This window comes from Aeromonas mytilicola subsp. aquatica (assembly GCF_044336385.1).
GTDB lineage: Bacteria > Pseudomonadota > Gammaproteobacteria > Enterobacterales > Aeromonadaceae > Aeromonas > Aeromonas rivipollensis.
This window is the reverse complement of sequence record NZ_CP172298.1, coordinates 1,462,207-1,474,564: the sequence shown is the minus strand read 5'-3', so window position 1 is coordinate 1,474,564 and position 12,358 is coordinate 1,462,207. Positions and strand designations below refer to the sequence as shown.

Genomic DNA, 12,358 nt, shown 5'->3' with positions numbered 1-12,358 from the left:
GAGACCCCATGCATCATCATCTCAACACCCTCTATCAGGGGCAGTCTCTCACCCGCGACGCCGCCCGCGACGCCTTCGGTCAGGTGGTCCGTGGCGAAGTGGATCCCATCGTCCTCGCAAGCTTGTTGACTGCTCTCAAGATCAAGGGGGAGACCCCGGAGGAGATCGCCGGCGCCGCCGAGGCGCTGCTGGCGGAGGCCCGTGATTTCCCGCGCCCGGACTATGCGTTCTGCGACATAGTCGGCACAGGTGGCGACGGCCTCAACACCATCAACGTCTCCACCACCTCGGCCCTGGTGGCCGCCGCCTGCGGCCTCAAGGTGGCCAAGCACGGCAACCGCTCGGTCTCGAGCAAGTCGGGTTCCAGCGATCTGCTGGACAAGATGGGGATCAAGCTCGACATGAGCCCGGAGCAGGCCCGCCGCTGTCTGGACCAGCTCGGCATCTGCTTCCTGTTCGCCCCCCAGTACCACGCCGGGGTGCGCCACGCCATGCCGGTGCGCCAGGCCTTGAAAACCAGGACGCTATTCAACGTCTTGGGGCCGCTTATCAACCCCGCCCGCCCCAGCTACCAACTGATGGGGGTCTATGCCCCCGAGCTGGTGCGTCCCATCGCAGAAACCCTGCTGGCACTGGGGCTGAAAACCGGTATGGTGGTACACGGCGCGGGGCTGGACGAAGTGGCCATTCACGGACCGACCCAGGTGGCCGAGATCCGTGACGGCGAAATTCGCGAGTACCTGCTCACCCCGGCAGACTTTGGCCTCGAGACCTATCCGGTCAGCGCCATTCAAGGGGGGGAGCCGGAAGAGAACCGCGCCATCACGGACGCCATACTGGCGGGTGAAGGCACCGCGGCCCACAACGCCGCCATCGCCGCCAACGTGGCGCCGCTGCTGGTGATGGCGGGCAAGGCCCCGGACTTCAAGCAGGCGGCCGCGCAGGTGCTGGCCAAGCTTGCAAGCGGTGAAACCCGCCTGCTCGCCCAGGCACTCGCCACCCTGAGCCATCAGGAGGCATGATGTCAGTCACCACTCACGGCAGCCAACAAGGCAGTACCACTCTTAGCAAGGATATCGAGATGCTCGACCCCCTCTCCTCCCCCGATGCCTTCCTGAATCGGGCTTCCATCAACCAGACCATTCTCGGCAAGATCGTGGCCGCCAAGCAGGAGTGGGTCGCGGCCCGCAAGCTGGCCCAGCCCCTGGAGAGCTTCCAGGGCGCCCTGGTGCCAAGCGATCGTGACTTCGAGGGTGACCTGCGCGCAGGCTCCACCCGCTTCATTCTCGAATGCAAGAAGGCCTCCCCCTCCAAGGGCTTGATCCGCGACGATTTCAGCCCCGAGGCCATCGCCGACATCTATGGCAACTACGCCACCGCCATCTCGGTGCTGACCGACGAGCAGTTCTTCCAGGGGGATTTCGCCTTCCTGCCCAGGGTACGCGCCCGGGTCAAGCAGCCGGTGCTGTGCAAGGACTTCATGATTGACCCCTATCAGGTCTATCTGGCCCGCCACTATCAGGCGGACGCCATCTTGCTGATGCTCTCGGTGCTCACCGACGAGGGCTATCGCGCCCTGTTCAAGGTGGCCAAGGAGCTGGGCCTCGGGGTGCTGACCGAGGTGAGCAATGCAGAGGAGCGGGATCGCGCCCTGGCCCTCGGCGCCCCCGTGATTGGCATCAACAACCGGGATCTGCGGGATCTCAGCGTGGATCTCGCCCGCACCAAGCAGCTGGCTAAAGATATTCCGAGCGATCGGGTGGTCATCAGCGAGTCCGGCATCAACCACCGCGCCCAGGTGGCGGATCTGCGTGCCCATGCCAAGGGCTTCCTGGTGGGATCCTCCCTGATGAGCGAGCCGGATCTGGAGGCGGCGGTACGCAAGCTTGTGCTGGGCCAGAACAAGGTGTGCGGCCTCACCCGCCCCGAAGATGCCGCCGCCGCCCATCAGGCAGGTGCGGTATTTGGCGGCCTTATCTTCGTGGCCAAGAGCCCGCGCTATGTGGACATCCCCGCCGCCCGCGCCGTCATGGCCGGGGCGCCGCTTATCTTTGTCGGGGTGTTTCGCAATGCCCAGCCCGCCACCATCGCCAAGACGGTGGAGGCCCTGAACCTCGCCGCCGTGCAACTGCACGGGGATGAAGACGGCGCCTATATCGAGAGCCTGCGCGCTCTGCTGCCCGAGGGTTGCCAGATCTGGAAGGCGGTCGGAGTCACGAGCGGCGAGCCGCTACCCGCCCTCGACTACCCGGCGGATCGCCTGCTGCTGGATACAAAAGTCGGCAGCCAGAGCGGCGGCACAGGTCAGGCGTTCGACTGGGCCATACTGGCAAATCTCGACAAGAGCAAGCTGATGCTGGCGGGGGGGCTCAATCCCGACAACGCCCTGCAGGCCGCCCAGGTGGGTTGCCTCGGCCTTGATTTCAACTCCGGGGTGGAGAGTGCCCCGGGCCAGAAGGATGCGCACAAGATAGCGGCAGCCTTTGGCGCCCTGCGCCAACTGTAAGAGTGCCCTGCGCGCCCTCTGAACATGCACCAAATTAATGAACTGCATTTGCCTATAAGCACAAGGAATAATCTATGACTCTGCTCAACCCGTTTTTCGGTGAATTTCGTCGATGACATGTATGTGCCCCAGCCATACGCCTCAGCCCGCCAAGGCTCATACCTGATCTCAATTGCAGAATGTAAAGGAAGATAACCATGACCCTGCTCAATCCGTTTTTTGGTGAATTTGGTGGCATGTATGTGCCCCAGATCCTGATCCCCGCCCTGCTCCAGCTGGAGAAGGCCTTCGTCGATGCCAAGGATGACCCGGCCTTCGTTGCCGAGTTTGAGGAGCTGCTCACCGAGTATGCCGGTCGCCCGACCCCCCTCACCCTGACCCGCAATCTGACCAAGGGCACCAAGACCCGGCTTTACCTCAAGCGTGAAGATCTGCTGCACGGCGGCGCCCACAAGACCAACCAGGTGCTGGGTCAGGCCCTGCTCGCCAAGCGCATGGGCAAGAGCGAGATCATCGCCGAGACCGGCGCCGGTCAGCACGGCGTCGCCACTGCCCTGGCCTGCGCCCTGCTCGGCCTCAAGTGTCGGGTTTACATGGGTGCCAAGGATTGCGAGCGCCAGAAGCCGAACGTGTTTCGCATGAAGTTGATGGGGGCCACAGTGATACCTGTGCATTCGGGCTCATCCACCCTGAAAGATGCCTGCAACGAGGCGCTGCGTGACTGGGCTGCCAATTACGACAGCGCCCACTATCTGCTCGGCACCGCCGCCGGCCCTCACCCCTTCCCCACAATAGTGCGGGAGTTCCAGAAGATGATCGGCGAGGAGGCCAAGGCCCAGTGCTTCGAAAAAGAAGAGCGCTTGCCCGACGCCGTGATCGCCTGCGTCGGCGGCGGATCCAACGCCATCGGCATGTTTGCTGACTTCATTGACAACAAGGAAGTGCGCCTTATCGGGGTCGAACCCGGTGGCCACGGCATAGAGAGCGGCGAGCACGGTGCACCCCTGGGGCACGGCAGCAAGGGGGTCTTCTTTGGCATGCACTCCTACCTGATGCAGGACAAGCAGGGGCAAATTCAGGAGTCCTACTCCGTCTCGGCGGGGCTCGACTTCCCCTCCGTCGGCCCGCAGCATGCCCACCTGGCCGCCATCGGCCGCGCCGAGTATGTCTCCATCACCGACAAGGAGGCGCTGGACGCCTTCCAGGAGCTGGCCAAATCCGAGGGGATAATCCCTGCGCTGGAGTCCTCCCACGCCCTGGCCCACGCCCTCAAGATGGCGCGCAGCGAACCTGAGAAAGAGCAGGTGCTGATCGTCAACCTCTCCGGCCGTGGCGACAAGGACATCTTCACCGTTGCCGACATTTTCGAGAAAGAAGGAACCCTGTCATGAATCGCTACGCACAACTCTTCTCCCGTCTGGATGCCGTCAATCAGGGCGCCTTCGTGCCGTTCGTGATGCTGGGTGACCCCACCCCCGAACTCTCCCTGGCCATCGTCGATGCCCTGGTCGAAGGGGGCGCCGATGCGCTCGAATTGGGCATTCCCTTCTCCGATCCGGTAGCGGACGGCCCCACCATTCAGGGGGCGGCCCTGCGGGCCTTTGCCAGCCATACCACCCCGGACGACTGCTTCGGCCTGCTTGGCCGCATCCGCGCCAAGTACCCGGAGCTGCCCATTGGCCTGCTGGTCTACGCAAATCTCGTTTATGTGCGCCACATCGACGGCTTCTACGAGAAGTGCCAGCAGGCTGGAGTGGACTCGGTACTGGTCGCCGACGTGCCGGTGCAGATGTGCGCCCCCTACAAGGCGGCAGCCGACAGGTTCGGCATCGACAGCATCTTTATCGCCCCGCCCAACGGTGACACCGAGACCCTCAAGGCAGTTGCCGAGCTTGGCTCTGGTTACACCTACCTGGTGAGCCGCGCCGGCGTGACCGGCGCCGAGACCAAGGCCGGCATGCCGGTGGATGGCCTCATCAACACCTTGCGCGAGTTCAATGCCCCCCCCGCCCTGCTCGGCTTTGGCATCAGCGAACCGGCCCAGGTGCGTGAGGCCATCAAGGCCGGCGCCGCCGGTGCCATCTCCGGCTCCGCCGTGGTGAAGATCATCGAGACCCACCACAAGAACCCGGAGCATATGCTCACCCGCCTCAAGGAGTTTGTGGAAGGGATGAAGGCGGCGACTAATCGATAAGGTTAGGAATAGGGTCAGCTGTCTGTGGACCTGATATGCCAATTCGCATAACCACGTAAAAGGGAGCCTGACCGGCTCCCTTTCTTTTTATTGCATGCCCCCACTTGCAGCTCCCGGCAGTTTTCCCCCCTCTCCCTCTGGGAGAGGGTTGGGGTGAGGGAATTCAGGGCCACCGAATTTGCTCACATTGAATGCTACTGACGACTAATTTATTGATCCAACACTGATTTTGCAAAAACTTCTTCTCAACGATCCACCAACGCCATTAAGATACCCGAATGACAATCATCCCCCTGGCAGAGCACCATGGTAGCGATTGTTGCTATCTCACAGGTGAAAAACAGCGGACTGAGAGCTGAAACTCAGGGGCGGTAGCTTGGTCTTTTGTAGGTTGGCGCAGAGTGTAGCGAAGCCCAACATACGAGCATTATTACTCAACCCAGAGCGGGGTAAATATGGGAGTGGCAGATCCGGAAAACATATTTACAGATATATTTCTGCAGTAACCATTGGGCTTTACTTCGCTCAGCACCAACCTACGATTTTCAGCCTAATATACGAGATACATCACTTTTCTAAGATAAACAACTTCCCTTGGCCACCCCAAGGGGTATCATACTAACCACTAGCTGGCATAATGCATAATGCATAATAATCATTACAATTAACTCCCCATGAGCTAGAAATATGAATAATTATGAGGCGACATGACTATCATCACATCAAATGCTATAAAAGTTGAACAAAGCAACCGTGTTTTTTATCTCATAAAAATGAGAGCCCGTGATATTGCTGACATTTCATATGTCTCTATCCGAGGTAAAGATGATGAAGTAGGCGCAGTTCAAAGAATGCTAAATACAAAAAGGATTTCAGGAATAAAATCATTTATCATGAATGATGGTGATTTACCTGCGACAATTATAATGAACTGGGTTTCGGATCAAGAGTTGCTTTATGATGACACTAACAACACACTTAAAATTCCAAATGTTGAGAGAGCGGCACAATTAATAGATGGACAGCATCGAGTTGCGGGCCTCAAAGAGGCCATTAGTGAAAACCCTGATATAGGAGAACTTGAAATACCCGTTTCTATATACGATGGCCTAGATACAAATGACTGTGCAAACATTTTTCTTTCTATTAATACTGAGCAAAAGCCTGTACCAAAAAGTTTAGTTTACGACTTATATCAGCTTGCAACAGAGCATATGGCCGACCCGGCGGTCAATAGAGCAAGAGATATTGTTGATTATTTAAATGATGAGCAATCCTCACCTTACTATCAGCAGATTAAAAAACCTGGAACACCAAGAAGAAAAGGTGGCATTCTACTTTCTACTGCAGTCAGTGCATTGAAACCTCTAGTTGAAACAAAAGGTGATTTTGAATTAATTGGAATATACTCTTTTGAGGATCAGAAGAATATAATTTTTAATTTTTTCAATGTAATAATGGATGCCTATGGTAGCGAATGGCTAGATCCTAAAAATGCTTTTTTATATGCATCCGGATTCACAGGTGCAATCGATTTTTTCAAATCAAAACTAATGCACTATTGCGATAACTCAGGAAAAGACTTTAGAAAAGAAAATATGTCATTGGTAATTGACTTTGATCGAATAGGGTTAATCTATCAGGAGCAAGTAAAAGGATTACAAGGTAAGGGTGCTTCCAGACACATCATGGAGTTGCTTGTTGAGGCATATGCAACCAATAACGTACTTGGTGTAGTTAAAACATAATGGCTCATACAAATACTCATGGCGCACGCCTATATCTAGTTAATATATGGAACAGCATCAGTAACGATGATATTCATAAATGCAATACCCCCCCGTTAACTGCACTACAAGCAGCTGAATTGGAAAGAGTATTAAAACAAGATGCTGAAATGTACTATTACAATGGTTTTGTTAGTATATGCGATGCAATTAATGGATCTATTAATAAGTCTTGGAGCTGGAGTGTAATAAAATTATATTACTCTATTTTTTTTCTATGTCGCTCTATTTTGGCTATAAATGGGTATGCTGTTTGCTATCTAGGTAAATCAGAAAAGTGGATAAAATCAGACAATACACAAGACTTAAAAACATTTCCTAAGAAACGAACTGTTTCATTCGATGCAAATCATGATAAAAAAATATTGTCTGGAACACATGGAGCGGTTCTTTATTTATTCGAAGAGGTGATGAAGAATAATGCTCTACTCTCTCAAGATATTGATGACTTATATCCTACAGAATGGATGATGAGAGAACGAGAGACTGCTAACTATAGAGAATGCTATTTCAAAGATCCATTACCCATGGACTCAATGAAAATGATTGATCAATCAGGCGTCTTCGCCTTATTAAAGGCTTACATATTGGATGTGAGTTTTACATATGCCTTTGACAAAGACCACGCTATTTTTTCTTATCCTATAGAGCTTTTAAAATTCACCCATACAGAATTAACCAACAAACATGGATCACAGTTTATTATTAATGGAGAAAACGACAGATCTAAATTTATTATTGATATGTTTGGTTCACGTACTAATTATCATGAATTGATGACTCCTTACTTTAGATAAAGTACAACTTGGGGTTATTATAATAAGCGAATTACAATATAAATCCTTTAATTGCAATTAATTTAGTAAGTGTCCGCCCCCTCTTGCCCAATAGCAAGAGGGGGGGCTTTTGTTTTTGACACTGACTAACCGGATATTGCACCAAGCCATCAGGCCAGTGAGATAAAGATCACCACCAGAGTGGAAAAATCAGCCCCCCGATCTTTCTGAACAAGGCGTTGCATAGCCAGAGCCAAGAGATGGGTGTCCAAGTTTTTATTTTTTTGCTCAACCACGATATCTCCAACAACCCTCTACGATCCCACGCCTACCGCCACCTTTCCCAAACCCGCCATCCCATCAAAATCAGCATCAATACAACCCCCGGCAGCCAGACCCAGTAGAGTTCGGAGAGGATCACCGCCTCGCCCCGGGCGGTGAGATAGGCCTCCGGCTTGAAAGGGGCGACCCGGATCAGCTGCCAGGGGGCGAAGAAACGCTCGTCACGCCACGGCCAGAGCCAGCCCACCCCCTTGCCGCCTGTGGTGAGCGAATCGAGCAGGCTGTGGGAGAGCAGAGAGACCAGCAGAAACGACCAGACGGTGGCGGCGCTGGCCCGAAATTGGCGGTGAAACAGCATGGCCAGAGTGGGCAGGGCAAAGGCGAACAGCAATGAGTGGGTAAAGCCGCGGTGGCCAAAGACATGGCCGTAGGCGACCCCCAGTTTGAAGGCGAGCACATCGGCATCGGGCAGCATAGCGATGGCAACCCCCGCCAGCAGCAAGCGCGGCGGAATAATCCGGCTGCCGAGCCCGAGCCCAAGGCAGAGGGGTACGGCGGCGTGAGTGACTATGGTGGGCACAGGGTGAAGCTCCAACTGAAAACTGTTTCCTACCCTACCCCCGCTCGGTGAAGTGAACATGAAGTTCAATACTGCTCTGCAAGCGACATCCTCCCGGCCCCTCGACCATCCCCCAGACCAGCCCTCACCACCTTCCCGCTCTAAAAAGTGAACTCCTCTACACTTTTCTCTCGCAACCAGTACCAGGACCATAAAAAGTGCACTATCGTACACTTTTTATTGCTGTCTGCTCTTACCATGAGTTAAGGTGTAACAACCTACACTTTTTTTCGTGATCATGATGGCAGACACATCGTTGCAAACCGGCCCGAAAGAACTGGATCCCGCCTCGCTGGGGCTGGCGATACGCGAGAGGCGCAAGGCCGCCAGGATGACGCAGGAGGTGACGGCCTCACTGTGCGGCATATCCAAAAAGACCCTGATCAAGATTGAAAAAGGGGGGGATGTCTACCTCTCGACCCTGTTGCAGGTGATGAAAGCGCTGGGGCTGCGCTTGCAACTGGTGCAGGAAGTGGGTTCACAGGTAACGAGCGGCAACAGCCAACCCGAGGTCGGTGATGATGAGTGGTTCTGAGCACCATCGGCTGGAACTTCGGCTGGGTAATCAGCTGATCGGCCATCTCGAATATGACTCCAGCCGGGATGCGTTTCAGCTCGGCTATACACCTGCGTGGCAGGCGCGCGGATTCCCGCTCTCCCCGCCGCTGGCGCTGGATGGTTCGGCCAGCAGCGCCCAGATCCGGGCGTATCTCGGCAACTTGCTGCCTGAAAATCGCGGGCTGGACCATCTGATTGAGGCGCTCTCCGTTTCGCGCAGCAATCTCTTTGCCCTGATCCACGGCATCGGCCGCGATGTCTCAGGGGCGGTCACCTTTACCCTGCCCACAGAGCCCGACGTCCCCACCCGTTTTCGCCCCATCACCCCAGAGGAATTGTTGCTGCGCCTCGATCAGCCCGAGATCTGGCCGCTGGAAATCTGGGATGGTCGCCCCCGCCTCTCGGTTGCGGGCGTGCAGGCCAAGCTCAACCTGCTGCGACTCGAGGGGACGCTGGGATTTGGCGAGGGCGAGCTCTGTTCCACCCACCTCCTCAAGTTCGAGCACCATCCTCATCTGGTGATCAATGAATTTGTGACCATGCGGCTGGCCGCACTGCTGGGCATGCCGGTGGCACAGGTCGAACTGCACAGGGTCGGCCAAGGCGATAAGTCCCACCGAGGCTTGCTGGTGGAACGCTTCGATCGGCGCCTCGATGAGGATGGCTTGAGGGTGCGCCGTCGCCACATGATCGATGCCTGTCAGGGGCTGGGGTTTACCGTCGCCCGAAAATATGAACGCAACTTCGGTGACGGGCGGGATGTGGCCCATATTCGGGAAGGGGTCAGCCTGCCACGGCTGTTCAGTCTCAGCGCCCTTTGCGTCAATCCGGCGCAGGCCAGACTGGACATGCTGCAATGGCTGCTCTTCAACCTCTGCGTCAACAATCACGATGCCCACGGCAAGAACTACAGCTTCTTCGTATCAAAAGCAGGGCTGATGCCCACCCCCTGGTACGATCTGGTCAATGTGGGGCTTTACCCCGAGTTCAACCAGCATTTGGCCATGGCCATCGGCGACGAGTTTGCTCCCGAGGCGGTCAACGCATGGCAGTTGCTGGAGATGGCCGAAGCATGTGATTTGCCCAAACGCCTGTTGCAGCAAACCCTGCACAAGATAGCCAGCGACATACTGCATCATCTTGATACCGCCATCGCCCTGGTTGAGACAGACAATCCCGCCGAGCTGGCTTATCTGGCGCGTTACAGAGATGACGTTGAGCGCCGTTGCCACCATTTTCAGGAGCAGGCGGCGCTGTTGCCCGAGCTGCAACTGTAGCCGGACCTTGTCCACCCCCATGGGACGCAACCCAGCCTTGAGCCCGTGGCGGGCATTGCCTACAATGACCCACTTTTTATCACACTCAGGTCTATAAAATGAGCGACAACAAACCTGCACTGCCCGACCGTCTGGCGGCCAACCCGCGCAGCCCACACCACGTGGCAGAGTGCTTCGAGCACGAGATCGGCATTCGCCTCAACGGCAAGGAGCGCACCAATGTCGAGGAGTACTGCATCAGCGAAGGTTGGGTGAAGATCCCCTCCCCCAAGGCCAAGGATCGCTACGGCAACCCCATGCTGATCACCGTCAAGGGCGCCGTCGAGGCCTTCTACGCCTAAGCTGCGTATGCCTGCGATGCCCCGAGCAGGGGCGCGACCTTTATTTCAGAACACCGGCCAAGCGCCGGTGTTCTGCTTTTCAGGAGCGCGGCTTGCCGGCCTGCCAGCGTTGCAGCGCGGCGCCGGCCAGCACCAGCAGAATGCCGAGCAGATCGCTCGCGGCCAGCCGCCCGGCCAGGGCATCGAGCAGCGCGCCCCCCAGCAGTTGCCCTGCGACGATGAGCAGGGCGCAGGCCAGGGCGCCGACCCGGCCTATGGCCCAGCTGCTGATGGCCACGAAGAGCGCCCCCAGCACGCCGCCGAGCAGCAGCCAGGGGTCGAGTCCGGCGAGCCGCTCCCAGGGCGCCCCCTTGAGGATGAGCAGGGCGCCGAGCAGCCCAAAGCCGAGCAGGTGGTTGGCAAGGGAGGCCGTCATGGCGCCCCGGGCGCTGGCGAGGCGGCCATTGAGGGTGCGCGACAGGCTCACCGCCACGCCGTTCAGTAGTCCCAACAGGATCAAGAAGGTCATGGTGTTTCTCCTAACCGAGCACTATGAATAGGGCGCCGGCCATCACCAGCAGAGCGGCGAGCGCGTCCTTCCCCGAGGGGCTGCGGCGGGTCAGCCCGAACCAGCCTCTGGCGTCGCACAGGGCACCAAACAGCAGCTGGCCGAGCAGCAGCAGGGCCAGGGTGCCCGCCATGCCCAGGGGGGAGTTGAGGCAGAGGGCCGCCAGCACCACGGTGAGCGCCCCCGGCAGGCCGCCGAGCCAGGCCCAGTGCGGGGCGGCCTCCGGCGTCGGAGATCGGGGGGCGAGACACCACAGGAGCGCGGCCACCAGGGTGCCGACCCCGTGGGCCAGCCAGCTCCCGAGCCAGGGATCGGTGGCGCGGGCCAGGGCGCCGTTCTGGGCGATCATCAGCGCCAGCAGCAGGCCGGCGGCGAAGGCGGCCAGGGCACCTATGGTCTGGCCAACTGTCTGGCCGAGGGCGAGGCGTCCGGGGCGGCGGTCGATAAGCGGGGGGAACATGGGGTCACTCCTTGGTTGAACTGAGGAGCAGGGTAAATTGTTTTCGATATGGGGATAATCTACCCTTATGGAACAACATTGTTTCCGCATTGAGAACAACATGAACCAGGATGCCTTCGCCCTGCTCCCCGCCTTCGTCGCCGTGGTGGAGGCGGGCACTTTCTCCGGCGCCGCCCGCCAGCTCGGCCTCAGCAAGTCGGTGCTGAGCAAGAAGGTGAGCCAGCTCGAGCAAACCCTCGGTTGCCAGCTTATCTACCGCACCACCCGCTCCCTCGCCCTGACCGAGGCGGGGGAGCGTTACTTCGAGACGGTGCGCCATGCGGTGCGCCTGGCAAGCGAGGGGGAAGATGCCATCGGCGCCCTGCAATCGGCGCCCCGCGGCCTGCTGCGGGTGACTGTGCCCATGGTCTATGGTCGGCGCCACATAGCTCCCCTTATCCCCGAATTTCTCGCCCTCTATCCCGAGCTGCAGTTGCAACTGGAGATGAGCGACGCCCTACAGGATCTGGTGGCCGAGGGGTTCGACGTGGCGGTGCGCATCGGCGAGCTGGAAGATTCGAGCCTGGTCGCCCGCCGCCTCGCCCCCTGTCACAGCACCCTGTGCGCCGCCCCCGCCTACCTGGCGCGGGCCGGCACGCCCCGCACCCCGGCCGATCTCGAGCGCCACAACTGCCTCTTCTACTCCCTGTTTCGCGGTGGCACCCAGTGGCGCCTGCAAGGCCCCGAGGGGGAGGTGGCCATCACCCCGCGGGGCAATTTCGAGGTCAACAACAGCGACGCCATCCACACGGCGCTGCTGGCGGGGCTCGGCATAGGCAACATGCCGGACTTTATCGTGGAGCGGGATCTCGCCACCGGTCGGCTGGTGCCCCTGCTGCCAGACTACGCCCTGCCCGAGCACGGCATCTGGTGCCTCTATCCGAAGCGCCGCCACCTGCCCGCCAAGGTGGAGGCCTGGCTGGGGTTTCTCCACGAGCGTCTGAGCCTGCGCTAGGGGGTTACCGGGATAAC

At 57.9% G+C, this 12,358-nt stretch carries 13 protein-coding genes; 10 read left to right on the top strand and 3 right to left on the bottom strand.

Annotation, left to right across the window (positions count from 1 at the left end; translation table 11 throughout):
• Positions 1–8: 8 nt before the first annotated feature.
• The 6 genes from trpD to ACFWHB_RS06900 all read left to right on the top strand — a co-directional run bounded on the left by trpD (position 9) and on the right by ACFWHB_RS06900 (position 7,284).
• On the top strand, positions 9–1,022 hold the full coding sequence (gene trpD, locus ACFWHB_RS06925) for an anthranilate phosphoribosyltransferase (RefSeq protein WP_163154004.1): 1,014 nt from the start codon (positions 9–11) through the stop codon (positions 1,020–1,022).
• Positions 1,019–2,506 (top strand): bifunctional indole-3-glycerol-phosphate synthase TrpC/phosphoribosylanthranilate isomerase TrpF, encoded by a 1,488-nt coding sequence (gene trpCF / locus ACFWHB_RS06920; protein ID WP_395949766.1) that lies wholly within the window; start codon positions 1,019–1,021, stop codon positions 2,504–2,506. Before trpD ends, trpCF begins: the two co-directional genes overlap by 4 nt.
• A gap of 197 nt (positions 2,507–2,703) precedes the next feature.
• A complete protein-coding gene (gene trpB, locus ACFWHB_RS06915; RefSeq protein ID WP_395949765.1) occupies positions 2,704–3,897 on the top strand; it encodes a tryptophan synthase subunit beta in 1,194 nt (397 codons plus the stop codon).
• A complete protein-coding gene (gene trpA, locus ACFWHB_RS06910; RefSeq protein ID WP_395949764.1) occupies positions 3,894–4,700 on the top strand; it encodes a tryptophan synthase subunit alpha in 807 nt (268 codons plus the stop codon). Before trpB ends, trpA begins: the two co-directional genes overlap by 4 nt.
• A 707-nt stretch (positions 4,701–5,407) precedes the next feature.
• On the top strand, positions 5,408–6,448 hold the full coding sequence (locus ACFWHB_RS06905; RefSeq protein ID WP_395949763.1) for a DGQHR domain-containing protein: 1,041 nt from the start codon (positions 5,408–5,410) through the stop codon (positions 6,446–6,448).
• Positions 6,448–7,284, top strand: coding sequence for a hypothetical protein (locus ACFWHB_RS06900; protein WP_395949762.1), 837 nt, complete (start codon positions 6,448–6,450; stop codon positions 7,282–7,284). The genes ACFWHB_RS06905 and ACFWHB_RS06900 overlap by 1 nt, the downstream gene beginning before the upstream one ends.
• A 307-nt stretch (positions 7,285–7,591) precedes the next feature.
• On the opposite strand, the gene ACFWHB_RS06895 is transcribed toward ACFWHB_RS06900, so the two are convergent.
• Entirely contained in the window at positions 7,592–8,125 is a 534-nt protein-coding gene (locus ACFWHB_RS06895; RefSeq protein WP_395950178.1) for a metal-dependent hydrolase, read from the bottom strand.
• Between the two features lie 280 nt (positions 8,126–8,405).
• Between ACFWHB_RS06895 and ACFWHB_RS06890 the strand changes: the two genes are divergently transcribed.
• From ACFWHB_RS06890 to ACFWHB_RS06880, 3 genes are all read left to right on the top strand, one after another.
• Positions 8,406–8,699 (top strand): helix-turn-helix domain-containing protein, encoded by a 294-nt coding sequence (locus tag ACFWHB_RS06890; RefSeq protein WP_395949761.1) that lies wholly within the window; start codon positions 8,406–8,408, stop codon positions 8,697–8,699.
• A complete protein-coding gene (locus ACFWHB_RS06885; RefSeq protein WP_395949760.1) occupies positions 8,683–9,999 on the top strand; it encodes a HipA domain-containing protein in 1,317 nt (438 codons plus the stop codon). The genes ACFWHB_RS06890 and ACFWHB_RS06885 overlap by 17 nt, the downstream gene beginning before the upstream one ends.
• A 98-nt stretch (positions 10,000–10,097) precedes the next feature.
• Positions 10,098–10,340, top strand: coding sequence for a DUF3297 family protein (locus ACFWHB_RS06880; protein WP_395949759.1), 243 nt, complete (start codon positions 10,098–10,100; stop codon positions 10,338–10,340).
• 79 nt (positions 10,341–10,419) lie between these two features.
• Here ACFWHB_RS06880 and ACFWHB_RS06875 read toward each other — a convergent pair whose 3' ends face one another.
• Entirely contained in the window at positions 10,420–10,848 is a 429-nt protein-coding gene (locus tag ACFWHB_RS06875; protein WP_395949758.1) for a DMT family transporter, read from the bottom strand.
• A gap of 10 nt (positions 10,849–10,858) precedes the next feature.
• Positions 10,859–11,347 carry a DMT family transporter gene (locus ACFWHB_RS06870; protein ID WP_395949757.1) on the bottom strand — a complete coding sequence of 163 codons (489 nt, stop codon included), beginning with the start codon at positions 11,345–11,347 and terminating at the stop codon, positions 10,859–10,861.
• Positions 11,348–11,414: 67 nt separating this feature from the next.
• Here ACFWHB_RS06870 and ACFWHB_RS06865 point away from each other — a divergent pair, with 67 nt between their 5' ends.
• The gene (locus ACFWHB_RS06865; RefSeq protein ID WP_395949756.1) at positions 11,415–12,341 is read left to right on the top strand and encodes a LysR family transcriptional regulator; all 927 of its coding nucleotides are present in this window, start codon (positions 11,415–11,417) and stop codon (positions 12,339–12,341) included.
• Positions 12,342–12,358 lie beyond the last annotated feature (17 nt).

Coding starts and splice junctions, on each gene's coding strand:
- trpA (WP_395949764.1), top strand. CDS start 3,894: ATGAATCGCTACGCACAACTCTTCTCCCGTCTGGATGCCGTCAATCAG.
- ACFWHB_RS06900 (WP_395949762.1), top strand. CDS start 6,448: ATGGCTCATACAAATACTCATGGCGCACGCCTATATCTAGTTAATATA.
- ACFWHB_RS06880 (WP_395949759.1), top strand. CDS start 10,098: ATGAGCGACAACAAACCTGCACTGCCCGACCGTCTGGCGGCCAACCCG.
- trpCF (WP_395949766.1), top strand. CDS start 1,019: ATGATGTCAGTCACCACTCACGGCAGCCAACAAGGCAGTACCACTCTT.
- ACFWHB_RS06885 (WP_395949760.1), top strand. CDS start 8,683: ATGATGAGTGGTTCTGAGCACCATCGGCTGGAACTTCGGCTGGGTAAT.
- ACFWHB_RS06905 (WP_395949763.1), top strand. CDS start 5,408: ATGACTATCATCACATCAAATGCTATAAAAGTTGAACAAAGCAACCGT.
- trpD (WP_163154004.1), top strand. CDS start 9: ATGCATCATCATCTCAACACCCTCTATCAGGGGCAGTCTCTCACCCGC.
- ACFWHB_RS06890 (WP_395949761.1), top strand. CDS start 8,406: ATGGCAGACACATCGTTGCAAACCGGCCCGAAAGAACTGGATCCCGCC.
- ACFWHB_RS06875 (WP_395949758.1), bottom strand. CDS start 10,848: ATGACCTTCTTGATCCTGTTGGGACTACTGAACGGCGTGGCGGTGAGC.
- ACFWHB_RS06870 (WP_395949757.1), bottom strand. CDS start 11,347: ATGTTCCCCCCGCTTATCGACCGCCGCCCCGGACGCCTCGCCCTCGGC.
- trpB (WP_395949765.1), top strand. CDS start 2,704: ATGACCCTGCTCAATCCGTTTTTTGGTGAATTTGGTGGCATGTATGTG.
- ACFWHB_RS06865 (WP_395949756.1), top strand. CDS start 11,415: ATGGAACAACATTGTTTCCGCATTGAGAACAACATGAACCAGGATGCC.